Source organism: Streptomyces sp. NPDC028419, assembly GCF_055565515.1.
Genome location: NZ_JBVHUE010000002.1, coordinates 161,606 through 185,468, shown reverse-complemented (window position 1 = coordinate 185,468; position 23,863 = coordinate 161,606). Strand labels below are relative to the sequence as shown.

The 23,863-nt window shown below is 73.8% G+C and carries 22 protein-coding genes; 17 read left to right on the top strand and 5 right to left on the bottom strand.

The window, feature by feature from the left end; all coding sequences use genetic code 11:
• Positions 1-89 precede the first annotated feature (89 nt).
• Entirely contained in the window at positions 90-1,619 is a 1,530-nt protein-coding gene (locus ACZ4UB_RS03190; RefSeq protein WP_468067909.1) for a vWA domain-containing protein, read from the bottom strand.
• A 310-nt stretch (positions 1,620-1,929) separates the two neighbouring features.
• On the opposite strand from ACZ4UB_RS03190, the gene ACZ4UB_RS03185 reads away from it, so the two are divergent.
• The 13 genes from ACZ4UB_RS03185 (at position 1,930) to ACZ4UB_RS03125 (ending at position 13,416) form a co-directional block, all read left to right on the top strand.
• On the top strand, positions 1,930-2,895 hold the full coding sequence (locus ACZ4UB_RS03185) for an urea transporter (RefSeq protein WP_468067908.1): 966 nt from the start codon (positions 1,930-1,932) through the stop codon (positions 2,893-2,895).
• Between the two features lie 70 nt (positions 2,896-2,965).
• Positions 2,966-3,271 carry an urease subunit gamma gene (locus tag ACZ4UB_RS03180; RefSeq protein WP_399257094.1) on the top strand — a complete coding sequence of 102 codons (306 nt, stop codon included), beginning with the start codon at positions 2,966-2,968 and terminating at the stop codon, positions 3,269-3,271.
• A gap of 2 nt (positions 3,272-3,273) precedes the next feature.
• Entirely contained in the window at positions 3,274-4,107 is an 834-nt protein-coding gene (locus ACZ4UB_RS03175) for a sirohydrochlorin chelatase (RefSeq protein WP_468067907.1), read from the top strand.
• A 14-nt stretch (positions 4,108-4,121) separates the two neighbouring features.
• Complete coding sequence (locus tag ACZ4UB_RS03170) at positions 4,122-4,631, top strand: urease subunit beta (protein WP_468067906.1); 510 nt, start codon at positions 4,122-4,124, stop codon at positions 4,629-4,631.
• The gene (gene ureC / locus ACZ4UB_RS03165) at positions 4,631-6,355 is read left to right on the top strand and encodes an urease subunit alpha (protein WP_467956287.1); all 1,725 of its coding nucleotides are present in this window, start codon (positions 4,631-4,633) and stop codon (positions 6,353-6,355) included. Before ACZ4UB_RS03170 ends, ureC begins: the two co-directional genes overlap by 1 nt.
• Positions 6,352-7,110 (top strand): urease accessory protein UreF, encoded by a 759-nt coding sequence (locus ACZ4UB_RS03160; RefSeq protein WP_468067905.1) that lies wholly within the window; start codon positions 6,352-6,354, stop codon positions 7,108-7,110. The genes ureC and ACZ4UB_RS03160 overlap by 4 nt, the downstream gene beginning before the upstream one ends.
• A gap of 32 nt (positions 7,111-7,142) precedes the next feature.
• Positions 7,143-7,766 (top strand): urease accessory protein UreG, encoded by a 624-nt coding sequence (gene ureG / locus ACZ4UB_RS03155; protein WP_385784049.1) that lies wholly within the window; start codon positions 7,143-7,145, stop codon positions 7,764-7,766.
• Positions 7,767-7,873: 107 nt separating this feature from the next.
• Positions 7,874-8,791, top strand: coding sequence for an urease accessory protein UreD (locus ACZ4UB_RS03150; protein ID WP_468068176.1), 918 nt, complete (start codon positions 7,874-7,876; stop codon positions 8,789-8,791).
• A 60-nt stretch (positions 8,792-8,851) separates the two neighbouring features.
• A complete protein-coding gene (locus ACZ4UB_RS03145) occupies positions 8,852-10,252 on the top strand; it encodes an ammonium transporter (RefSeq protein ID WP_468067904.1) in 1,401 nt (466 codons plus the stop codon).
• Entirely contained in the window at positions 10,249-11,583 is a 1,335-nt protein-coding gene (locus ACZ4UB_RS03140) for an ammonium transporter (protein WP_468067903.1), read from the top strand. The genes ACZ4UB_RS03145 and ACZ4UB_RS03140 overlap by 4 nt, the downstream gene beginning before the upstream one ends.
• An 85-nt stretch (positions 11,584-11,668) precedes the next feature.
• Complete coding sequence (locus ACZ4UB_RS03135; RefSeq protein WP_468067902.1) at positions 11,669-12,037, top strand: PadR family transcriptional regulator; 369 nt, start codon at positions 11,669-11,671, stop codon at positions 12,035-12,037.
• Complete coding sequence (locus tag ACZ4UB_RS03130) at positions 12,034-12,633, top strand: HAAS signaling domain-containing protein (protein WP_468067901.1); 600 nt, start codon at positions 12,034-12,036, stop codon at positions 12,631-12,633. Before ACZ4UB_RS03135 ends, ACZ4UB_RS03130 begins: the two co-directional genes overlap by 4 nt.
• 147 nt (positions 12,634-12,780) lie before the next feature.
• The gene (locus ACZ4UB_RS03125) at positions 12,781-13,416 is read left to right on the top strand and encodes a GNAT family N-acetyltransferase (RefSeq protein WP_468067900.1); all 636 of its coding nucleotides are present in this window, start codon (positions 12,781-12,783) and stop codon (positions 13,414-13,416) included.
• A gap of 31 nt (positions 13,417-13,447) precedes the next feature.
• Here the strand turns inward: ACZ4UB_RS03125 and ACZ4UB_RS03120 are convergent, their stop codons facing one another.
• Together ACZ4UB_RS03120 and ACZ4UB_RS03115 are read right to left on the bottom strand one after the other, a co-directional pair.
• On the bottom strand, positions 13,448-14,887 hold the full coding sequence (locus ACZ4UB_RS03120) for a cellulose binding domain-containing protein (protein WP_468067899.1): 1,440 nt from the start codon (positions 14,885-14,887) through the stop codon (positions 13,448-13,450).
• A 60-nt stretch (positions 14,888-14,947) separates the two neighbouring features.
• Positions 14,948-16,522, bottom strand: a complete 1,575-nt coding sequence (locus tag ACZ4UB_RS03115) for a beta-N-acetylhexosaminidase (protein ID WP_468067897.1) — start codon at positions 16,520-16,522, stop codon at positions 14,948-14,950.
• A 190-nt stretch (positions 16,523-16,712) separates the two neighbouring features.
• On the opposite strand from ACZ4UB_RS03115, the gene ACZ4UB_RS03110 reads away from it, so the two are divergent.
• Positions 16,713-17,543 (top strand): GntR family transcriptional regulator, encoded by an 831-nt coding sequence (locus ACZ4UB_RS03110; protein ID WP_468067896.1) that lies wholly within the window; start codon positions 16,713-16,715, stop codon positions 17,541-17,543.
• Positions 17,544-17,561: 18 nt separating this feature from the next.
• Here ACZ4UB_RS03110 and ACZ4UB_RS03105 read toward each other — a convergent pair whose 3' ends face one another.
• Complete coding sequence (locus tag ACZ4UB_RS03105; RefSeq protein WP_468067895.1) at positions 17,562-19,133, bottom strand: IucA/IucC family protein; 1,572 nt, start codon at positions 19,131-19,133, stop codon at positions 17,562-17,564.
• An 81-nt stretch (positions 19,134-19,214) separates the two neighbouring features.
• Between ACZ4UB_RS03105 and ACZ4UB_RS03100 the strand changes: the two genes are divergently transcribed.
• The 3 genes from ACZ4UB_RS03100 to ACZ4UB_RS03090 all read left to right on the top strand — a co-directional run bounded on the left by ACZ4UB_RS03100 (position 19,215) and on the right by ACZ4UB_RS03090 (position 23,504).
• On the top strand, positions 19,215-20,906 hold the full coding sequence (locus ACZ4UB_RS03100; protein ID WP_468068175.1) for an IucA/IucC family protein: 1,692 nt from the start codon (positions 19,215-19,217) through the stop codon (positions 20,904-20,906).
• Positions 20,907-21,012: 106 nt separating this feature from the next.
• Positions 21,013-22,545 (top strand): FAD-binding oxidoreductase, encoded by a 1,533-nt coding sequence (locus tag ACZ4UB_RS03095; protein WP_468067894.1) that lies wholly within the window; start codon positions 21,013-21,015, stop codon positions 22,543-22,545.
• Positions 22,546-22,601: 56 nt separating this feature from the next.
• On the top strand, positions 22,602-23,504 hold the full coding sequence (locus tag ACZ4UB_RS03090) for a serine protease family protein (RefSeq protein WP_468067893.1): 903 nt from the start codon (positions 22,602-22,604) through the stop codon (positions 23,502-23,504).
• On the opposite strand, the gene ACZ4UB_RS03085 is transcribed toward ACZ4UB_RS03090, so the two are convergent.
• The gene (locus tag ACZ4UB_RS03085; protein ID WP_468067892.1) at positions 23,464-23,832 is read right to left on the bottom strand and encodes a hypothetical protein; all 369 of its coding nucleotides are present in this window, start codon (positions 23,830-23,832) and stop codon (positions 23,464-23,466) included. The genes ACZ4UB_RS03090 and ACZ4UB_RS03085 overlap by 41 nt on opposite strands.
• Positions 23,833-23,863: the final 31 nt, after the last annotated feature.

Below are 23,863 nucleotides of genomic sequence, written 5' to 3'. Positions count from 1 at the left end.
GAGTCCTGGATGTCGCTACGGTGAATGGAGCGAGGCATCCGGACAGCGAGTGGCGGTCGTTTCCGGCCACCCCTCGCCGATGCGCTCCGTCACCCCACGAGCCGCGCGGCCTGTCGGACGGTGTCGGCGAGCCCGCGCACGTCCGGGTCCCGGGTCATGTCCGCCACCCCCGAGGCCCGCTCGGCGAGCCCGTCGAGCGGGAGCGCGCCGGGTACGGGCTCCCAGCCGCCCCCGCGCTCGCGCAGTGCGGAGGCGAAGTACGCGGCCACGGCGGTGACCTGGAAGCGGGCGTCGGCCTCGGTCCACGTCCGGGCCGTCAGCGCGGCCACCTCGACGGCGGCCGATTCCTCGTGCGGGGCCCGGGTGGTGGGGTCGAGCCAGCGGACGGTGGCCGTCGCCACGTGACCGGCGGCCCCGGGACGCGTGCGGACGGCGTACAGGGCGGTGACGCTGTGGCCGGGGCCGACCTCGCCGCCGTCCACCGCGTCGTCGCGGAAGTCCTGGTCGGCGACGCGCCGGTTCTCGTAGCCGACCAGTCGGAACGTCTCCACGGTCCGCGGGTCGAAGGCGACCTGGGCCTTGGCGTCGCGGGCCCGCAGGTCTATCTGGGCGGGCAGGTCGTCGCAGAAGACCTTCCGCGCCTGTTCGGGATCGGAGACGTAGGTGGTGTGCCCGTCCCCGCGGTCGGCGAGGGTCTCCATGAGCTGGTCGCCGTAGTCGCTGCCGACCCCGACGCCGAAGAGGGTGATGCCGTTGTCCTTGCGGGCCTTCGCGACCCGCTCCAGGATCCCGTCGGCCGAGGTGTCGCCGGAGTTGGCGAGGCCGTCCGAGAGGACCACGACCCGGTTGGTGGCCTCCGCCCGCAGGCCCTTGACCGCTTCGTCATAGCCGCGGGTCACCCCGGCCTCGACGTTGGTGGAACTGTCGGGCCGCAGCGCGGAGATCGCCTCGCGGACGCGGGTGCGCTGACCGCCGAGCCGGGTCATCGGGATCCGGGTCCTGGCCTCGTCGCTGAAGGTCACCAGCGCGATCGAGTCGTCGTCGCGCAGCCGGTCGGTCATCAGCTCCATGGAGGTGCGGACGAGGTCCAGGCGCCCCGGCTCGGCCATGGAGCCGGAGATGTCGACGACGAAGGTGAGCGCGGCCGGCTTGCGGACCGATTCCGGGGCGGGGGCCGCGGTGGTGAGGCCGACCCGCATCAGCGACCACCCGTCGGCTGAGGTCCGGGCGCCGTCGGCGGTGACGGAGAAGCCGTTGCCCTCCGGGCTCCGGTAGTCCTGGCGGAAGCTGTTGATGAACTCCTCGGGCCGGACGGTCTTCGGGTCGGGCAGCCGGCCCGACCCGATCGTGCGGCGGGCGAAGCCGTAGCTCGCGGTGTCGACGTCCAGGGCGAAGGTCGAGAGGTAGTCGGCCGGCGGGGCGGTCCGCCGGACCCCGTCGCTCTCCCCCTCCCCCTGGCCGGCCGTCCGACCCCCGCCGTCGGGGGCGACGTTGCGGGTTCCGGAACCGTCCTTGCTCCGGTTGCTCGCGTGCTCGCCCGCACCGCACCCGGTCAGCAGCAGGCCGCCCGCCGCGAGCGCGACGACCGCCCTCGTGTAATTCCTCGCGCGAAGTCTCATGCCGTACCCCTCCGTTGGCCGTTCTCCCATGCGCTACTGGAGAATGTGACGCCCCGGCGGGCCTTTCGGACGAGTCGGAGCCGTTGCGAATGCGTCTCGAAGCGACAACGGCAGGCGGAACATCAAGGTCTGGGCTCGATACGGGCACGAACGCCTCACGAAGGGCAACCTCCGCGGCGTCGATTCAACGAAATCCCTCTGTGCGCCGCCCTCGATATTCCCGCTGGCGCGATCCGGGTCGGCGCGAATGTCCCGTGCAACACCCGGCCGGATCCCAGGCAATGGCGCGTCCGACGGCTAGGGTCGGCGCATGAACGGTTCGCTTACCGAGCCCCCAGCACCAGCTCCCGCTCAACCCGCGAGCTTTGTTCAGGAAGTATTACGGGGAATCGCCCAGGTCGATTTCATGCCCCATGCGGTCACGGGCATCTTCTTCCTCGCCGCCCTGGCCGCGGCCGGCTGGGAATTCGCGCTCTACGGCCTGCTCGGCAGCGTGGTCGGCACCGCCACCGCTTATGCCTTCGGTATCGACCGCGGCCTCATCTCGGTCGGCCTGCGCGGATTCAACGGCACGCTCGTCGCCCTGTCCTTCGCCGTCTTCCTCGGCGCCGGTCACCTCTCGACGGTGCTGCTGGCCATCGGCGGCTGCATCACGGTCGTCGTGGTCACCTCGGCCCTCGCGACCATTCTGGGCACCTGGAACATCCCCACCTTCACGATGCCCTTCTGCATCATGGCGAGCGTCATGACGGTCGCCGCGCCCAGTTTCTCCCGCGTCTGGCACACCGGCCCCGGCCTCGCCGCACTGCCCAAGTCCGTGGCGGACACGACCTCGCTGGGCTGGGAACAGCTCTGGCACGGCTTCTTCGCCAATGTCGGCCAGATCTTCTTCATGCCGCAGTGGTACGTGGGCCTGATCTTCCTCGCCGGGATCACCGTCGCCAGCCGGCTCGCCGGGGCGATGGCCTGCGTCGGCAGCGCCGTGGCCCTCTTCGTCGCCTGGAGCATGGGCTCGCCCGCCCGGGGCATCTCCGAGGGGCTCATGGGCTACAACAGCGTGCTCGTGGCCATGGCCCTGTGCGGGGTGTTCCTCGTGGCCGGGAGCTGGAGCTTCGGCTACGCCGTCCTCGGCGCCGCCGCCGCGACCGGTCTGACGGCCGCCATGACCTCCTTCTTCGCGCCCTTCGGCGGTCACACCTTCACCTGGCCGTTCGTGCTGACCGCACTCGTGTTCGTCGCCGCGGTACCGGCGATCCCCCGGCTGCGCCGCACCTGAGATCCCCCGGCGTCGCGGCACCCGAGCGTGGCCGCCACCGGAACCGCCCCCGCCCGAAAGTGAGTGAACGATGAATCTCGCTCCCCGTGAGATGGACAAGCTCTGGATCTACGTCGTCGCCGACCTCGCCCGCAAGCGGCGCGACCGGGGCGTCAAGCTCAACTACAGCGAGGCCTGCGCGCTCATCAGCGAGGGCATCCTGGAGGGCGCCCGGGACGGCAGGACCGTCGCGGAGTGCATGGAACTCGGCAAGCAGGTCGTCGCCGCGGGCGACGTGATGGCCGGCGTGCGCGAGATGCTGCCCCTGCTCCAGGTCGAGGCCGCCTTCGTCGACGGCACCAAGCTGGTCTCCTGCCACGACCCCGTCGGGGCCTGAGCGTGAGCGCGGCCGCGGCCGAACGGACCGGGCCGACCGAACGGACCCGGCCCGCGGCCGCCGGCGGCCCGCCCGCCGCGGTGGTCCTGGGCGCGGGGCACGAGGGCGGGGCCGCCGTCGGTGGGGTGCCGGCCGGGCGGCCGCTGACCGAGGCGGTCACCGCGGCGCTCGCCGCCTCCACCGGCCCGGTGTGCGTGGTCCCCATGACCCTGGGGCGCGACCCGAAGCTGATCGCCGACTGCGCCCGGGCGCTGCGCTGGCTCGCGCGCGCCGAGGGGCCGGGCGAGCCGGGCCGACTGGTGCTGGCGCCGCCCTTCGCCACCGCCGCCCACCTGACCGCCTGGCTGCGCACGGCCGCGCTGCGGGCGGTGCGCTCGGCTCCGCGGACCTCGGCGGTGCTGGTGACCGCGCCGGCCGCGGGTCCCTTCGAGGACGCCGACCTCTTCCGGGTGGCCCGGCTGGTGCGGCAGTACGGCGCGCACCGCTGGGTCGAGGTCGCCTTCGACGGGGGCGACCCGGACCTCGCCGAGGGCGTGGAGCGGTGCCGCCGCCTCGGCGCCCGGCACGTCGCGCTCGTCCGCGCGGCCTTCACCTCCCCGAAGGACGCGACCGACGCGACCGACGCGGACGTCGTCGACACCGGGCCGCTGCTCGGCGCGGCCGCGGTCGAGGAGGTCCTGCGGTCCCGGGTCGCGCACGCCCTGCACGGCCTGGCCCACGGGGACGACGGCACCGGCGCCGGGCTGGACGCGGAACACGGCCACGGCTACGCGCACGCGCACGGCCCGGCCGGCGGTCACGACCACGCGCACGGCCCCGCACACCACCACCACTGAAGGGAAGTACCACCATGTCCGGTGGCGCCACCTACCTCTACGGCGAAGGCACCGTGGAGATCAACGCAGGCCGCCGCAAGGCCACGCTCTCCGTGTCCAACACCGGTGACCGCGCGATCCAAGTCGGTTCGCACTACCACTTCTTCGAGGCGAACCGGGCCCTGGACTTCGACCGCAACGCCGCCTACGGCATGCACCTGGACCTGCCCGCGGGCACCGCGGTGCGCTTCGAGCCGGGCGACACCCGCGAGGTGGAGCTGACGGCCTTCGCCGGCCACGGCCGCCTCATCGGTTTCAGCTCGCTGGTCGACGGGGGCCTCGGGTCCACCGACACCCGCAACCGCGCGCTGCGCCGGGCGGTCGAACTCGGCTTCCTGGGCGCCCGGATCGAGGAACCGGACCACCCCGCGCGCGACGGGGACGCGGCGGCGGCCGACGGAGCCGGAGCCGACGCCGGTCACGACGGCAGCCACGACGGCGGCCGCAAGAAGAAGAACAAGAGCCACAAGAAGGGCGAGAACTGATGGCCGTCCTGAGCCGCAAGCAGTACACCGACCTGTTCGGGCCGACCGTCGGCGACCGCTTCCACCTGGCCGACACCAACCTGGTCGTCGAGGTCGAGAAGGACCACAACGAGGGGCACTACGGCGACGAGGCCGTCTACGGCGGCGGCAAGGGCATCCGCGACGGCATGGCCCAGGACCCGCAGGCCACCAACCTCCAGGGCGCCCTCGACCTCGTGATCACCAACGTGGTGGTGCTGGACGCGGTCCTCGGCGTGGTCAAGGGGGACCTGGGCGTCAAGGACGGGATGATCGCGGGCCTGGGCAAGGCGGGCAACCCGCACACCCAGTCCGGGGTGCACCCCCGGCTGGTGATCGGACCCGGCACCGAGGTCATCTCCGGCGAGCACCTGATCGCCACGGCGGGCGGGATCGACACCCACATCCACTTCATCGCCCCGCAGCAGGCCGAGCACGGCCTCTCCAACGGCATCACCACCATGATCGGCGGCGGCACCGGCCCCTCCGACGGCACCAACGGCACCACCTGCACCCCCGGCCCCTGGAACATCGGCCGGATGTACCAGGCGGTCGAGGACATGCCCGTCAACGTCGGTCTGCTGGGCAAGGGCAACGGCTCGCTGCCGGACGCCCTGATCGAGCAGGTCGAGGCGGGCGTCTGCGGGCTGAAGGTGCACGAGGACTGGGGCACCACCCCGGCCGCGCTCAGCAAGGCCCTCGACGTCGCCGACGACTACGACGTCCAGGTCGCCGTGCACACCGACACCCTCAACGAGTCCGGTTTCTTCGAGGACACCCGCTCCGCCATCGACGGCCGCACCATCCACACCTTCCACACCGAGGGCGCGGGCGGCGGCCACGCCCCCGACATCATGCGGATCGCGGGCGAGCCCAACGTCCTGCCGTCCTCCACCAACCCGACGCTGCCCTACACGGTCAACTCGGTGGACGAGCTGCTGGACATGGTGATGGTCTGCCACCACCTCTCCCACGACATCCCCGAGGACGTCTCCTTCGCCGACTCCCGCGTGCGGGCCGAGACGATCGCGGCCGAGACCGTCCTGCACGACGAGGGCGTCATCTCGATCTTCTCCTCCGACTCCCAGGCCATGGGCCGGATCGGCGAGTCCTGGACGCGGGCCTTCCAGACCGCGCACCACTGCAAGGACCAGCGCGGCAAGCTGGCCGGGGACACCGAGCGCAACGACAACTTCCGGGTGCTGCGCTACCTCGCCAAGATGACCATCAACCCGGCCCTGGCCACCGGCACCGCCGAGCACATCGGCTCGCTGGAGACCGGCAAGCTCGCCGACATCGTGCTGTGGCCGATCCACTCCTTCGCGGCGAAGCCCAAGATGGTCATCAAGGGCGGGCTGATCAACTGGGCGCTGATGGGCGACCCGAACGCCTCGCTGCCGACCCCGCAACCGGTGTACTACCGGCCGATGTTCGGGGCGTACGGCAAGGCGAAGCAGAGCACCCGGGTCTCCTTCATGTCGCAGGCCGCGATCGCGCTCGGCGTGCCGGAGCGGCTGGGCCTGGACAGCAGGGTGCTGCCGGTGCGGCACTGCCGGACGGTCGGCAAGCAGCACATGCTCCACAACGACGCGCTGCCCGAGATCACCGTCGACCCGGAGACCTACAAGGTCAGCCTGGACGGGGTCCCGGCCACCATCGAGCCGGCCCGCGAACTGCCGCTGAACCACCTGTTCTTCCTGGCATGAGCGCCCTGCCGGACGCGAGCGCCGACCCCGCGGCGGACCCCACCGCCGCAGCAGCCGCCGCCGAGGGCATCGGCACCGCGGCCCTCCTGGTCAGCCTCCAGCTGACCGACTCCTCCTTCCCCAGCGGCTTCTACACGCTCTCGCACGGCCTGGAGGGCTACGCCCAGGCGAAGGCCGTGGCGCCCGAGGGCGTGCCGGGGCTGCTGGCCGACCTCCTGCGGCACTCGGTGGGCCCCTCCGACGCCACCGCGCTGGCGCTCGCCCACCGGGCCGCATCGGCCGGTGACTGGGCGGGGCTCGGCGAGATCGACCGCAGGCTGTGCGCGGCCAAGCTGGGCGAGGGGCTGCGGCGCGCGGCCACCCGTACCGGGCGCCAGTTGCTGGACATCGCCCGCGAGTGCGTCGGCGGCGAGGCGCTGGAGCGCTACGCCGAACTGGTCGGCGCCAAGCGGGCGCCCGGCACGCAGGCGGTGGCCGCCGGGGTCGCGTACGCCGCGGCGGGCGTCCCGGTGCGGGCGGCCGTCGTCAGCGACCTGTTCGCCTTCTCGGCGAGCTTCACCGGGGCCGCGCTGCGGCTGCGGCTCACGGACCACCGCCGGGCCCAGGTCGTGCTCCGCGACACCGCCCCCGTCATCGAAGAGGTGGCGCGGGCGGCCCTGCGGCGCGAGCTCGCCGACCTCGGCGGGTGCGTGCCCCTGGCCGATGTGATGTCGGCCCGGCACGAGCGGGCCGAGGCCCGCTTGTTCGCCACCTGATCCGTCCCCCCTGCGAAAGACGAGAGCGACACATGAGAGACGACCACGTCCTGCGGGTCGGCATCGGCGGCCCCGTCGGCTCCGGCAAGACCGCGCTGATCGAGGCGCTGGTGCCGGTGCTCATCGAGCGCGGTCACCGGCCCGCCGTGATCACCAACGACATCTACACCCAGGAGGACGCCCAGCACGTGCGCCGCACCCTGGCCGGGGTACTGGACCCCGAGCGGGTGGTCGGCGTGGAGACCGGGGCCTGTCCGCACACGGCGGTGCGCGACGACCCGACCATGAACCTGGCCGCGGGCGCCGAGATGCTGGAGCGCTTCCCCGATGTGGACACGCTCCTGTACGAGTCGGGCGGGGACAACCTCACCCTCACCTTCAGCCCGGTCCTGGTGGACCTGTTCCTGTTCGTGCTGGACACCGCGGAGGGCGAGAAGATGCCCCGCAAGCGGGGGCCGGGCATCACCGAGTCCGATCTGCTGGTCATCAACAAGATCGACATCGCCCAGTACGTCCGCGCCGACCTCGGCGTGATGGAGCGCGACGCCCACCACGTCCGCGAGGGGCGCCCGGTGGTGCTGACCAACTGCCTGACCGGACACGGCCTGGAGGAGATCGCGACCTTCGTCGAGTCCTTCCGCCGGGTGCCCGCGTGAGCGTCGTGGCCGACCCGCCGACCGTCGTGCCGGGGCCGGCTCCGGGTGCGGGGGCCGGCCCCGCGCCCGAGGTCCGCCGCGCGACGCCCGCCCGGCCTCCCGGGCGGCTGGAGCCGGAGCACTACGAGCCGGCGCGCGTTCCCCCCGAGGTGCGCCGCCACTCGGCCGTCCCCGACACCCTCGGGGTCGGCCGCCCGGGCAAGGTGGGCCTGTTGGAGCTGGGCTTCGAACGGCGCGGCGGCCGCACCGAGCTGGTGCGGCACTACCAGAAGTCCCCGCTCCAGATCATGCGCCCGCTGTACTTCGACCCGCACCGCCCGGACCTGCCGGTGACCTTCCTGCTGTCCACGGGCGGCGGCGTCGTCCAGGCGGACCGGCTGCGCCAGGACCTCTCCTTCGGCCCCGGTACGGCGGCGCACGTCACCACCCAGGCCGCGACGAAGGTCTACCGGATGGAGTACGACTACGCCGTCGCGCAGACCCACCTGAGCGTCGGGGCCGACGCGTACGTCGAGTACCTGCCGGATCCGGTGATCCCGTACGTCGACTCCCGCTTCTACCAGCGCACCGTGATCACCGCGGACCCCTCGGCCACCGTGCTGGTCTCCGAGAGCGTGCTGGCGGGGCGGCTCGCGCGCGGGGAGCGGCACGCGTACGCCGTCTTCGCCTCCGACCTGGAGGTGCGGCGGCCCGACGGGGACCTGGTGGCGTTGGACGCCGTACGGCTGGAGCCGGGCGGCGGCGGGGTGGGCGGACCGGCCGTCCTGGGCGGGTACGCGGTGATGGCCGGCTTCTTCGTCCTGACCCCGCTGGCTCCCGCCCGCGAGGTGGCCGACCTCCTGCACGCGGCGCTGGCGGACAGCGCTCTGGCGCACGGCGTCAGCGTGCTGCCGCAGGAGAGCGGTGCCTGGGTGCGGGTGCTGGGCGACCGGAGCCAGGAGGTCTCGCGGGCCCTGGCCCGCGCCTGGAACGCCGTACGCCTGCGCCTCATCGGCGTGCCGGCGCCCGACCTGCGCAAGACCTGACGGGCCGCGCGCCCGTCCCCCACGGCACAGAAGCCGCCGACCCGAAGGATCCGCACCCCCATGCCCACTGGCTACGACACGGGTAACACCGCCTGGATGATGGCGAGCACCGCGATGGTGCTGCTGATGACCCCCGGCCTCGCCTTCTTCTACGGGGGGATGGTGAAGACCACACACGTGCTGGTGATGTTGAAGATGAGCTTCGCCTGCCTGTCGTTGGTCACCGTCCTCTGGCTCGCGGTCGGCTACTCGCTCGCCTTCGGCGAGGACGCCGGAGGCGGCCTGATCGGCGGTCTGGAGCACGCCTTCTTCCGCGGGGTCGGGATGACCACCCTGCACGGCTCGATCCCGACCGTGATCTTCGCCTGCTTCCAGATGTCGTTCGCGATCATCACGGTGGCGCTGATCAGCGGTTCGATCGCCGGCCGGGCCACGATGAAGGGCTGGCTCGTCTTCGTCGTCGCCTGGACCCTGATCGTGTACGTGCCCACCGCGCACTGGGTGTTCGCGCCCGACGGGTGGATCGTGAAGTCCCTGGGCGCCCTCGACTACGCGGGCGGCCTGCCGGTGGAGCTCGGTTCGGGCGCGTCCGGGCTGGCGGTGGCCATCGTGCTGCGGGGGCGCCGGGACTTCGAGCGCGACCCGATCCGGCCGCACAACCTGCCGCTCGTGGTGATCGGTCTGGCCCTGTTGTGGTTCGGCTGGTTCGGCTTCAACGCCGGATCGGCGCTCCAGGTCGAGGGCAGTGCTCCGACCACCTTCTTCAACACGCAGCTCGCGGCCGCCGGCGCGATGATCGGCTGGCCGATCATCGAGAAGTGGCGGCTCGGGCACGTGGAGATGCTGGGCGTGGCCTCGGCGGCCGTCGCGGGCATGGTCGCGATCACCCCGGCCTGCGGTGAGGTCTCCCCGGTCGGCGCCCTGATCATCGGCTTCGTCGCGGGCGTGGTCTGCTGCTTCGCCATCAACATGAAGTACAAGATCGGCGTGGACGACACCCTCGACGTGGTGGGCGTGCACGGCTGGGGCGGCATCGTGGGGATGCTCTCCGTCGGCCTCTTCGCGACGGCCGCGATGAGCGGCAGGAAGGGCCTCTTCTACGGGGGCGGGCTCGACCAGCTGTGGCGCCAGGCCCTCGCCATCCTGGCCGTCGGCGGCTTCGCCTTCGCGATGACCTGGCTCATCGCCCAGGCCATCGACAAGAGCGTCGGCTTCCGCACCTCCGAGGAGTACGAGAACGTGCCCGGGCGCGAGGAGGAGGTCGCCTACGACTCCGAGACGCTGGACCAGATCCGCGACCGGATGGGCGAGCAGGGCGGGGAGGGCGGTCGCGCCCCCGCCCGCGCGGGGACCGGGGTCGGCGGGGCCGCCTCCGCCGCCGGGGCCGACCCGGCCGCGCAGGACGCCGCACTGCTGGCCGAGGTCCTCTCGGTCCTGGAACGACGGGAGCGGGACAAGTGACGACGATCGGGGACTCGGGCAACGCGTCGTGGCTGATGATGGCCACGGCCCTGGTCCTGCTGATGGCGCCCGGACTGGCCTTCTTCTACGGCGGGATGGTCCGCACCGGCCAGATCATCGCCATGCTCAAGATGTGCTTCTTCTGCGTGGTGATCGTCACGGTGCTCTGGTTCGCCGTCGGCTACTCGCTGGCCTTCGGGCCGGACGCGGGCGGCCTCGGGGTGATCGGCACCCTCGACCACGCCTTCCTGCGCGGCGTCGGGGTCGACTCGCTCACCGGTGACGTGCCGACCGTGACCTTCGCGGTCTTCCACATGTCCTTCGCCATCGTCACGGTGGCCCTGATCAGCGGCTCCATCGCGGGCCGGGCCACGATGAACGGCTGGATCGCCTTCGTCTGCGCCTGGACCCTGCTGGTCTACATCCCGATGGCCCACTGGGTGTTCGACCCGCGGGGATGGGTCGCCGAGCAGCTGGGAGCCGTCGACTTCGCCGGCGGCACGGTGGTCGAGATCGGCTCCGGAGCCGCGGGCCTCGCGCTCGCGATCGTCGCCGGCAAGCGCGCCGACTTCGACCGCCAGGGCATCCGCCCGCACAACCTGCCGCTGGTCGTCATCGGCCTGTCGCTGATGTGGTTCGGCTGGTTCGGCTTCAACACCGGTTCCTCCCTGGGCACTCCGGGGGGCGCCGCGATGGCGTTCCTGAACAGCCAGCTCGCGGCGGGGGCCGCGATGGCCGGGTGGGCCGTCACCAGCTGGTGGCGGACCCGGCAGGTCGGCCTGCTGGACATGTGCATGGGCGCGGTGACCGGCCTGGTCGCCACGACCCCGCTGGCCGGCGGGATCACCCCGGTGTGGGCCGGCGTCACCGGCTTCGTCGCGGGACTGACCTGTGCGCTCGCGATCAGCTGGAAGTACCGGCTGGGGGTGGACGACACCCTCGACGTGGTCGGGATCCACGGCTGGGGCGGGATCGTCGGCATGGTGATGGCCGGGTTGACCGCGACCGGTGCGCTCACCGGCAAGAAGGGCCTGTTCTACGGCGGTTCGTGGGACCTGCTCGGCAAGCAGCTCACCGCGGTGGTCGTCCTCGGCCTGTACGCCTTCGTCATGACCGCGCTCATCGGCAAGGCGATCGGAGCCACCATCGGCCTGCGCCAGCCCGGCGGGATGATCGAGCACGAGCAGGCCTACGCGGAGGTGCTCTCCGACCACCTCAAGCAGCTGTCCGCGGACGACACCGGGCCGGCGCCGCGGGCGGAGCCGGAGAGCGCCTCCGCGCTGGTCGCGCGGCTGCGGGAGGTCCTGATGACGGGCCGACCGGACAACTGACCGGCGGACGGCGGCCGTTCCTCGCTCGGCTCCCCCCTCTCGGGGACCGGTGGGGAACGGCCTTTCCTGTGGTAGCTTGCTTTGCATGGTACCTGGCAATGCAAGCCAATCCGGAGCCGACGGCCACGTGGCCAGTCAGCTGCGCAAGGGCGTCCTGGAGTACTGCGTCCTGGCACTGCTGCGCGACGGCCCGCGCTACGGGGTGGAACTGTTGGAGGAGCTGGCCCGGGTCGAGGTGATGGCGACCAGCCAGGGAACGATGTACCCCCTGCTGTCCCGCCTGCGCCGGACCGGACTCGCCGACACCCACCTGCGCGATTCCGACAGCGGACCGCCGCGCAGGTACTACACGCTGACCGACGCGGGCCACAGCGCCCTGGAGGAGTTCGCCGCCCACTGGCCCTCCTTCCGCACCGCCGTGGACCACTTCCTCACTCCTGGAGAGCCGACGTGAACGACACCCTGCCCCACCCCCTGGTCCGCACCTTCCTCTCCGCCGTCGCCGAGCGGACCCGCACCCTGCCCGACGAGCGGCGCCGGGAACTGCTCGCGGACCTCGGCGAGCACATCGAGGTGACCCTCGCCGGCTCGCACCCCGCGGACGAGACGACCGTGCGCGGGGTGCTGGACCGGCTCGGGTCGCCGCAGGCCATCGCGGACGCCGCGCTGGCGGAGGAGGGCAGCGGCCCGCCGCACCCCGAGGCGGAGGGCACGGCGCGCACGGCTCTCACGCTGGCCCTCCTCGGCCTGCCCTTCCCGCTCGCCTTCGTGCCGGTGGCCGGCCCGGTGCTGGCCCTGATCTCCCTGGTCATCGGGCTGGTCAGGCTGTGGAAGTCGACCCAGTGGGCGCGCCGCGAGCAGTGGCGGTCGACCGTGCTGCTGCTCTCCCCGGTGGTCACGGCGCCCGTGCTCGCGGGCGCGTTGATGCTGGCGACCAGCGGACTGGGCCCGAACGCCGTGATCGCGGCGCTCGCGCTGACCTGGATCCTGCCCGTCGTCGCCGTCGTGCGACTGGCCCGGTCGGCCGCCCGGCTCCGTTCGGCGCTCTGAGCCCGCCCCTCGGATCATGCCCGGCCACGCCGTCGGCAGGTCGGCGGCCTTCACGTACAGTGCGCGAACGGGGGAAACCGCACGGCCGCCACACGCCGGGGGCGGACTCCCCTCCTCATGTAGGTGTGCGGATGACGGGGTGGACTGATGGTGCGGACGGCGCGGTCGTGGGTCGAGGGATGGGCCGTCGCCCGGCGGATGCCGGAGCCGGTGGACGTGCCGTGGGGACTGCGGATCGACATCGGACGGCCGGACCAGGTGGTCCGGCACGTCCTGCTCGACGCCGACCCCGACGTCGCCCGGGAGCTGGTCGGCACGATCACCGAACCCACCACGTGCGTCAAGGCGTTCCTGCCGGCGGCCGAGATGCGGCCCTGGTTCCCGGCAGCCGGCTGGGAGCCCGTCGACGCCTGCTTCCTGATGGCCGTCGACCTGCGACCGGCGCCCGTCCGGGCACCCGACGGGTACACCGTCAGCGTCGAGACCCGTGACGGCGTCACCTCCGTGCGCGTCCTGGGCCCCGACGGGGAACCGGCCGCGTCCGGCCTGACCGGACGGACCGGATCCGCCTGCGTCTTCGACCAGATCGTCACCGAGCCGGCCCACCGGCGCCGCGGCCTCGGGACGGTGGTGATGGGCACGCTCACCCACACGGCCGTCGACGCCGGCGTGTCCACCGGCATCCTGGGCGCGACCGTCCAGGGCCGGGCCCTCTACGAGGCGCTCGACTGGAAGGTCCTCGCACCGCTGAACGGCTTCGTCCGGGTACCCGACGCCCCGTGACCGCGATCGGCGGTGGCGGTGTCCGTGGCGGTCAGCCCGCCGGGACGGTGTCCTCGAAGGACGTGCGCGCCGCGCGGTAGGCGTTCACCTTGGCCGCGACCTGGGCCGGGGTGAGCACCTGGTCCTTGACGTGCAGGACGTAGTCGACCTGCTGGTCGTAGGCGCGCGCGGTGGTGCCGCTCTGGCCGTTCAGGTCGATCAGCCACTGGTTGAAGTTGATCGACATGGGCCGCTCGGGCAGGTAGCGGGCATCGTGCGTACCGAAGACCTGCCCGTCGACGTAGTAGGTGATGGCGTGGTCGTCGATGGTCACGACGAGGTCGTGCCAGCCCGCGTAGCCGGTACGGGCCTCGGTGTGCTGGTTGACCGCCTCCCACGGGTCGGGGCGGTAGGTCTCCCATGACGTCGTGTAGAGGATGTTCCCGGGCTCGCCCCAGCCCCCGTTGGGCAGGTACTCGAAGTCGTACTCGGCGTAGTCGTCGGCCATCGGGGCCTTGAGGTCGTTGATGGTGAAGAAGGTCTGGACGAGGTGGTCGCCGTCCGGGCCGTACTTCGGGGCGTCGGAGAATCGGACCCGGGCCGCGTAGGTGCCGTTCTGGAACTTCGTCGCCTTCGTCAGCACTTCGGTCTGCTGGGTGTTCTGCGCCGCACCCGCGGTGGAGGTCTCCAGGTTCATGACGGTGTTGCCGCCGGCCGCGGCGAAGGTGACGTTCTCGGGGGCCCAGGTGGCGCCGGGGACGCCCGGCCCGCCGGAGTTGGAGCGGACGTTCCAGCCGTGGGCGGCGAGGGCCGGGTCGCCGGACGAGGTGTAGGAGAAGTCGTCGAAGAGGGTCGCCCCGGTGGGCGGCGGGTCGGTCGGCGTGGGGGTGGGGTCCGTCGGCGTGGGGGTCGGGTCGGCGCCGTTCCCGGCGGGGGCGGTTCCCCAGACGGCGGCGCCGCCGAGCCGCGCCGTGACCTTGTCCCAGTCGGCGTACGCGCTGTGCCCCGCGCCGAAGGAGTAGTCGTCGGCCTGGTTCAGGGTCTGCCAGTCGACCCGGTGGAAGCGCAGCTGCATGTCCCCGGTGTCGGCGCCCGGGGCGAGGGATCCGGCGCCCGCGGTGAAGCCGATCTCCAGGTAGCGGTCGGCGGTGGCGGTGGGGTGCTCCAGGGTTCCGAAGGAAGCGGTGACGTGGGCGCAGCCGGTGACCGCCCAGGAGCAGGCGAAGCGGTACTGGAGCCCCGGGCCGTCCGCCTTGAAGTAGTAGCGGAAGGTCACCCGGCTCAGGTCGACGGTCGTCGAACCGTTGTTGACCACCTTGAACCAGGGCTCCGCCTGATCGGCGGTGGCCCCGTTCGCGCTGGTGCGGTACTGGACCTTGACGGAATCGGCCGCGGCGTTCGCGCTCTGGGCGGCGAGGGAGGTGGCGGCGAGCCCGGCGGTGGCGGCCAGGGCGAGGGCGATCGCGGCGCGGGTACGCGTGGTGCGGCGCATCGGGGGTCCTCTCGGGTGGGGGCGAGCGGGGGATGACGGTGCGGGCGAAGGGGCGCGAGGTCAGGTTCCGTCGCGGTGCGGGGGCCGGGCACGCACGCCGAGCGCGGCGAGCCGGTCGTGGTGGTGGTCCAGCCGGCGCCGGAAGTCGGGCCAGTCGCGGTGGGCGGACCAGGCGGTGTCGGCCAGGGCGCAGAGCCGGGGGAAGGCGAGGTATTCCAGTTGGGCGGGGGTGCTCGCGTACTCGGTCCACAACTGCGCCTGGGTGCCGAGGATCCGGCGGGTGGCTTCCGGTTCCCAGTGGGGCGGGGCGGGTTCGTTGTCGTAGACCCCGCGCAGGTCGACCACGCCGCCGTCCTGCCCGCGCGGTTCGGCGGGGTCGGCGGACTGCGGGTAGTCCAGGTAGGTGGAGCGGTGGGGCGTCATGATCACGTCGTGGCCGCGCAGCGCCGCGGTCCGCCCGTGGTCCGGGTCGAGCCAGGCGGCGACCGTGAACGCGCCGGGGAGTTCGGCGCCGTTCCCGGTCCAGCCCAGGGGCTGGCGGCCGCGCGCGACGACGTGGTCGGCGACGGTCCGCATGAACCACCCGTGGAGCGCTTCCGGGCCGCTCAGTCCCTCGCGGGCGGCGCGTTCCCGGGCCGCCGCCGAGGCGTGCCATTCGGTGGCGGGGCACTCGTCGCCCCCGATGTGCACGTAGGGCCCGGGGAAGACGTCCATGACCTCGTCGAGGACGGCGCGGCAGAAGTCGAGCACCTCGTCGTGGACGCCGAGGATGTTCTCGCAGATCCCCCAGCGGGTCCACGGCTCCAGGGTGACGTCGGGGCGGTTGCCCAGGTGGGGGTAGGCGGCGAGGGCGGCGCGGGTGTGGCCGGGCATCTCGATCTCGGGGACGATCGTCACCCCGCGGCGGGCCGCGTAGTCGACGAGCCCGGTGAGCTCGGCCCGGGTGTACGCGCCCTCGTGCGGGGTGCCGTCGCCCTCGCTCTCGCGGCGGCGGGCGCCGGTCCCGGTGAGCCGCGGGTAGCCGGGTACGGGGATCCGCCAGCCCTGGTCGTCGGTGAGGTGCAGGTGCAGGACATTGAGCTTGTGCAGGGCGAGCAGGTCCACGAACCGGCGTACGTACGACGCCGGTTGGAAGTGGCGGGCCACGTCCAGCATGGCCCCGCGCCACGCGAACCGCGGGCCGTCGGTGATCCTCAGGCAGGGCAGGGACAGCCCGGGCAGCGGCCCCGCCCCCGCGTCGAGGGCCGCGGGCGGGAGCAGTTGGCGCAGGGTCTGGACCCCGTGCAGCAGCCCCTCGTGCCGGGCCGCGCGCAGCTGGACGGAGTCCGGGCCGATGGTCAGGGCGTAGCCCTCGGCCCCGAGATCGGCGGGGTCGGCGGGGTCGGCGGGGTCGCTTTCCAGGAGCAGTACGATCCGCCCGCCCGGAGCGCCGGGCTCCCGGGCCCCGGCCCGCGCCGGGTCCAGGGGGCCGCCGGTGAGCGGGGCGAACAGTTCGCGCAGCAGGGCGGCGGCGGCCCCGGCGCCGGGGCCGGCGCGCAGTGCGGTGTCGGGGCCGAGGGGGAAGCGGCCCGGGCGGGGGGTGAGGGTGCGGGGGCGGGGGACGAGCTGCGGGAGGGCGGCGCGGCGGGCGGACATGACGCGGTGGTTCCTCCAAATGCCTTACCAATTGGTCAACTGGATAGCTGCGTGGCACGAAGGTGACATGAGCGGGTCACAACGTCAACCCTGCGCGAGACCAAGGGATTTGCTGACGATCCGGCGCCGAAGTGGTTAGATGTGCCTGACCAGTTGGACAGCATGGGCACACGGGGAGGAGCAGCGGAGCGTGACGACGAGCGGCTCGGGACCGGTGTTGAAGCGGGAGCGGGTCCGCGAGTACCTGCTCGGCCTGATCGACACCCGACGACCGGGTGACGCCATCCCCTCCGAGCGCACCCTGTGCGCCGCGCTGGAGGTGTCGCGCCCCACCCTGCGCGCGGCCGTCGACGAGTTGGTGGCCACGGGCGCACTCGTCCGCGAACACGGCCGCGGCATGTTCGTCGCACCCGCCAAGATCACCCAGGAACTGGCCCCCGACGAGGCCTCCTTCGCGCTGCGGCGGGCGGCGGGCCACTGGTCGAGCCGGGTGCTGGAGCACGCGGTGATCCCGGCGGACGCCCGGATCGGGCGCCGGCTGCGCATCTCCCCCGGCGCGGGGCTGCTCTACGTGGCACGGCTGCGCCTGGTGGACGGCGCCCCGATGGCGATCGAGCACCTGCACATCCCGGCGGACCTGGTGCCCGCGCTGACCCCGGCCGAGCTGGAGGCCGGCGACCTGTACGAGCACCTGCGCGAGCGGCACGGGCTGTTCGTGCACGAGGCCCGGCAGTCGATCGAGCCCACCGTGGTCAACGCGGCCGAGGCCGCGCTGCTGGAGGTGCCCCTGCACTCCCCCGCCCTGCTGATCGAGCGCCTCACCACGGACTCCACCGACCGCCCGGTCGAGTACGTGCACTCCGTCTACCGCGGCGACCGCTACCGCATCGTCTCCCGCCTCGCGCTGGGCGCCGCCGCCGCCCGGAGCACGGGCCACCATCCGGGCATCCCGCCGGGCGACCTGGGCCGGCGCGAGATCATCACCTCGACCACCACCGGGGACGTCCACACCGTGAACTGAGCCCCCGGCGGCCCCGGTTCAGGAGCCGTCCGGCCCGCGCAGCGGATTCGGCAGCGGCAGGTAGCGGGCGGCGGCGCCGTCGGCGCGGGTCCAGCGCAACAGCAGGTTGGTCTTGCCCGGGAGCGTCGGGGCGCTCAGCAGCTCCCGGACCTCGGGCAGCCCGTGCTCCGCGTCGTAGCGGCGGAACTCCTCCCGCGCGGCCGGCCACAGTCCCGCGGCGACGCCCGGGTGGTGGTCGGCGAGCGCGCCGGCGATCTCCGTCAGGTGGTTGACGACCAGGCAGTACACCAACCGCTGCCAGCCCTCCTCGCGGCCCGTCTCCGGGAGCAGCTTGACGCCCTCCGCGTCCCGGAAGAGCGCCTGTACCGGGGTCCCGGCTCCGTCGACCGCGATCAGGGTGTTCTGCAGGTGGGCCTCCAACACGACTCCGTGGCGCGCGAAGAGTTCCAGCGCCGGGGGCACCACCTGGCGCAGGTACGCGCGCCACCAGGCGGCCGGATCGGCGGTCCGCTCCAGCGGCCCGGGCTCGGAGCCCTCGGCGAGCGCGGCGGCCAACAGCGGGGTGGCGCCCGGCAGGAGGTGCGCGCGCAGCCCCTCGCGGACCAGCACGGCCAGCTCCTCGAAGGCGAAGGTCGCGGTGCGGTAGCCCAGGTCGGCCGTCCAGGCCGCCGTGGTCCCCGTGCGGGCGCGAACCGCCGCGAAGGCGGCGCTGACCGCCGCGTCGGTGCGCCGGAGCTTCAGCAGGTCGTGCCGCCACAGCCGGCGCACGTCGTTGGTGATCCGGACGTCCAGGCTGAATTTCGCGAAGAGGTCGCTCCGCGGACCCGGCAGGTACACGGTCCGCACGGAGGCCGTGGGCCAACCGGGCCGGGTGCCGCCGGCGAGCCGCAGCAGCCGCCCGTCGGCGAGGGCCGCGCTCAGCGCCGGGTGCGCGCAGGTCAGCTCCCACTGCCAGGGGTGGGCGGGCAGCAGGACGTGGCCGGGCGGCACCGGCGGCGCGCCGGCGGCGTCGGCGAGTTCCTCGAACAGTCGCGCGGCGGCCGCGCCGCCCTCCTCGTGCACCTGGTCGGCGCGCAGCGCGAGGAAGGTCAGCGGGAAGCGGCCGTGCGCCTCGGGGGCGTAGGGCAGCCAGGACCGGGCCGGCGCCCCGCCGCGGGCCTTGGGCGCGGGGTGGTACGGGTGGCCCATCAGCAGGGCCTGTTCGGAGCGGACGTAGGGGTCGTCCGGCGGCGTGGCCGAGGCGCGGGCCGCGAGGATCGCGCCGATCGCGGCGCGGCTGTCGGCGATCTCGGCGGGCAGCTCGTCATTGGCCGCGCCGGTGTAGCGGCGCAGCTCGTCGGAGGTGAGCTTGATGAGGTCGGTGTGGCTCAGCGGGTACCAGCCGTCGGCGCCCCGCAGCTCGGGACGGCCGGGGCGGCGCCCGGCCCGGACCCGTAGGAGGCGCCCGCTGCCGAGCAGTCGGTGGACCCCCTCGGCGGCGTCCCCTTCGGGTGCGGACGCCTCCCGCAGGAGGCAGTTCAGGAGCGGCGCCGCGGCGTAATCGTCGGCGGCGGCGGTGACGGCGGACGTCACGGCGGCGTTGGGTTCCAAGGGTCCACGGACTTCCCTCTAGGGCCGGCAGTGATCTTCAGTATCGGCGATGCGGGCCGTCGCCGCGGCGTTCGGGCGATGATGATCCGACGAGAATACGAACGGGACTCCCGACGCGGCGCTCGCGCGACGAGCCGCTCGCCCGGTGCCGTGCCCGACCGAAAGGATTCCGCCCTGTACCGCAGTGGTCATGCCCCCGGATCCGCCGCCGAGGACGCCGTCGCCGCCCGGCTGGACGACGTACGACCGACCCTCGGCCCGGCCTACGCGGCGGCGCTGCCCGGCGCACGGGCGGCCGTCCTGACCCGGCTCTGGCGGGCGCTGGCCCACGAACCGCTGCCCTGGGTGGTGCGCCGTTCGGTGTCGGGCGACGCGATGACCGTGCTGCTCGCCGACGGCGCCCGGCTGCACGGACCGCTCCCCGACCCGTACGCGCACGACGCCCGCGTCCAGGAGCTGCACCTCGACGGTACGGCGCACGCGCGGGCCGCGGATCTGATGGCGGCGCTGCGGGTACCGCACGGCGCCGGCTTCGCGGCCGAGCTGGACGGCAGTACGGCCTCCCTCGCGCTCTCCCGGGCGGGGCAGTCGGCGCACGGGGGGCCGGAGCGCCCGGTCGAGGTCTGGGAGTGGGAGCAGCGGGTGGTCGACGGGCATCCCTACCACCCCAACTGCCGCTACCGCCCCGGCTTCTCGGTGGCCGAGGAGCTGGCGTACGCGCCGGAGCACCGGCCGGTCGTCACCCTCGGCCTGCGGGCCGTACGGGCGGACGCGAGCCTGGTGACGGGCGCCTGGCCGGCGGCGCTGCGGGACGGGGCGCGGATCCTGATCCCGGTGCACCCCTGGCAGGCCGCGCACGTACCGCGCCTGCCCGGGGCGGCCGTGGCGGGCGGGGCCGGCCCGGCGGGCCTGGCGGGCCTGGCGGCGCATCCGCTGATGGCGCTGCGTTCGCTGGCCCCGGTCGCGGGCGGCCCGCTGGACGGCTGGGCCCCCGGGGGCACGGCCCCGCAGGTCAAGACGGCGCTGAGCACGCGGCTGACCTCCTCCGTGCGGGACGTCTCGCAGTACTCGATCGAGACCGCGCAGGCGGTGTCGGCCTTCGCCGCGTCGCTGGCCGCCCGACTCGACGGGCGGCTGCACGTCACCCGGACCCTGGGCGCCGCCACCGCGCACAGCCCGGACCTGGCGGCCGTGCTGCGCGAGCCGCCGGAGCGGTACGCCGACGCCGGCGCGGGCGAACGGGTCGTGCCGGTCGGGGCGCTCGGGGGCACCGAGTGGGCCCGCTCGCCCGCCTGGCGGGCCGATTTCGCCCGGCTCGCGCTCTCGGTGTGCCTGCGCGTGCTCGACCTCGGCGTGGCCCTGGAGGCGCACGGCCAGAACCTGCTCGTCGTCCTCTCCCCCGCCGGGGAACCGCTGCGGCTGGTCTACCGGGACCTCGCCGACATCCGCATCAGCCCGGCCCGGCTCGCCGCGCACGGGATCCCGGCGCCGCCGCTGGCGGGGCGGCTGGTCACGGACGACGAGGTACTGCTGCGCCGCAAGCTGTTCGGTTCGCTGGTGACCGGGGCCCTGGGGGCGCTGGCGGGCTCGGTCGGGGCACTGGCCGAGGACCTGGCCGCCGCCGCGCCCGCGCTGGAGCGCACCCCGGACGCGGTGGCCCTGTTGAGCGAACCGCTGCCCGCCAAGGCGCTCACCCTGATGCGGCTCAGCCCGGCCACCCCGGGCGACCAGTGGACGACCCTGGGCCGACCGTCGGGGCTCGCGCTGCGGTAGCTCGGCGCCCCCGAGGGCGGGCCGGGGTGGGCCGTTCGGGGGGAGCCGGGCCCGTGCGCGGCCCTGTCCCCCGGGCGATCGGGGGCGGCGATGGCACTAGTGGGACATGAGCCTCGATCGCCGTCACCTCCTCGCCGGCGCCGCCGCGGCCGTTCTCGCCTCCGTCGGGGCGGCGCGGCCACCGGGAAACCGGGACCGGCGGCGCGCCGCCGATTTCGAGGCGCTCGCCCGGGACCTCGACGGACAGGTGGTCCTCCCCGGGCAACGGGACTACGCCGAGGCCCGCCGGCTCTTCCAGCCGCGCTACGACACGATCGCACCCGGCGCCGTCGCCTACCCCGCGCACGCCCGTGACGTCGCGACCTGCGTGGCCTTCGCCCGCCGCGCGGCGGTGGCCATCGTGCCCCGCGGCGGCGGGCACAGCTACGCCGGCTACTCGACCGGAGCCGGCCTGGTCGTCGACGTCGGTGCCATGGCGGCCGTCGAGACCGGGACCGGGGAGGCCCGGATCGGCGCCGGGGCGCGGCTCGGCGACGTGAACGCGCGGCTGGCGGAGCGGGGCGTGGCCGTGCCCACCGGCCTCTGCCCCTCCGTGGGGATCGCGGGGCTCGCGCTCGGCGGTGGCCTCGGCGTCTCCAGCCGGGCCTTCGGGACGACCAGCGACCAGCTCACCGGAGTCCGGATCGTCACCCCCGACGCGGTCGTGCGCGAGGTGGACGCGCGCACCGACCCGGACCTCTTCTGGGCGCTGCGCGGGGGCGGCGGCGGGAACTTCGGGGTCGTCACCGAATTCCGGCTGCGCACCCGCCCGGTCGGGGCCTGCGCCTTCGCGGAACTGCACTGGTCCTGGCGGGACTGCGGCGCGCTGCTGCGCGGTTGGCAGCGGTGGCTCGGCTCGCTGGCGGACCCCTTCTGGAGCCAGGTCGAGTTCGTGGTCGAGCCCGGTGCGGCGCCGGGGCCGGCAGCGGTGCGGGTGCTCTGCCTGGACGGCCGCCGCGCGCTGGAGGAGCAGCTCACCCGGCTGGCGGACGCGGTCGGGGTCCGGCCCCGGGACAGCCACGTGGAGGTGGGGACCTACGGCGACACCATGCGCACCCTGTCCGGCTGCCGGGAGGAGTCGGCGGCCCGGTGCCACCTGCCCGGGCGGCTGCCGGGGCACGATCCGCAGGGGCGCCTCGGCCGGGACGACTACGCGGCCCGCTCGGACTTCTGGCCCGCCGCGGGCCTGCCCGAGGACGCCGTCGCGGCCGTGCTGGACGGCGTACGGCGCTACGCCTCGGCGGTGCCCCCGGGCGGGCTCGGCGTGGTGCAGTTCGACGGGGTGTGCGGGGGCGCGGTGGGCCGGGTGGACCCGGCGGCGACCGCGTTCGTCCACCGGGCCGCCGGTTTCCTCGCCCAGTACCTCGCGTACTGGCCGTCGGGGTCCTCGCCCGCCGACGTCGGGCGCCATCAGGCCTGGTTGGACGGGCTCTGGCAGCGGCTGCGGCCGTGGGCGGGCGGGCGCGCGTACCAGAACTACACGGATCCGAAGCTCCAGAACTGGGGCGAGGCGTACTACGGCGGCAATCTCGCTCGTTTGAAGGAGGTCAAGCATGCCTATGACCCCAGCCGTCTCTTCGACTTCCCCCAGGGGGTCTAGTGCCTGAGCCGTCCGGTCAACAGTGGGAAGAGGAGTTCAGCATGCGGTGTGGTGCGATGCTGCGTCGGACGCTCGTCGTGGTGGCCGCGGCCTCCGTGGTGGTCGGCATCGGGCAGGTGCCCGCCGGCGCCGGCTCCGCCGGGACCCGGGCGCCGGGCGGCGGCCACTGGACCGCCCGGGACGCGCAGGCCTTCTGGACCACGGACCGGATGGCCTCCGCCACGGTCATGGGCGGCGACGCGGGCGTCCCGGCGGCGGCCGGGCCCGGTGACGGGCAGGACTTCGACGGGGTGCCGGTGGTCGGCCGGCTCTTCGTGATGAAGGACGGCGGGGCGTACTTCTGTACCGCCAGCGTGGTCGCCTCCCCGTACAAGGACCTGGTGCTCGGGGCGGCGCACTGCCTGCTGGGCGCCGACACCCGGCAGGTCGCGTTCGTACCGCACTACACGGCCAAGACCCCCCGCCCGTACGGGATGTTCCCCGTGCTCAAGGTGTGGGTCGACCCGCGCTACCAGCAGCAGGGGCCCGACCTCGCGGCCACGCTCGACGTGGCCTTCGCCCGGGTCGGACCGAACAGCCAGGGCACCGAGGTCGAGGACGCGGTCGGCGGGAACCGGCTGGTCACGGGCGACGGCTACGAGCACGACGAGGTGCGGCTGATCGGCTATCCGGCCTCGGCCGCCCGGCCCCGGCTGTGCGTCAACCGGACGACCCGGTTCACCAGTACCGATCCGGCCAGCCCCGGATCGTTCCTGCGGATCGACTGCACCGGCTACCCCGGTGGGACCAGCGGCGGCCCGTTCCTGAAGAACTTCGACCGGTTCACCAACACCGGGGACGTCATCGGGGTCATCGGGGGCTGGAAGACGGGCGGTCCCGGCCCGGACACCTCGTACAGCTCCTACTTCGGCACGGACGTCAGGAGCCTGTACCAGACGGCGGTCGACGCGGCGCGATGAGCCCGTGCGGGCGCCGGGTGCGCCGCGGGTTCCCCACCGTCCGCGGGGTCTGCGGCACGCCCGGCGCGATGACGGTGTCCGCCGGGGGCAGTTCGAGCCGCCGGCGCAGGTCGGCGAGGGCCGCGTGCACGGGCCCGAGGATGACCTCGGCCCGCGGGTGGACGTTCGCCAGGGCGTGCGCGGTGGTCTCGATGGTCTCGGCGGCGTCCTCGGCCGCGGTCCGGCTCCAGCCGCCGAGGAAGGCGGCGTCGTACAGGTGACAGGCCGCGTCGGCGGCCGCGTCGGCCCGCTCGCCGACCCCGGGCGCCGCGACGGACGGCAGTTCCACGCCAGTTTCCATACCGGTCTCAACGAGGCTC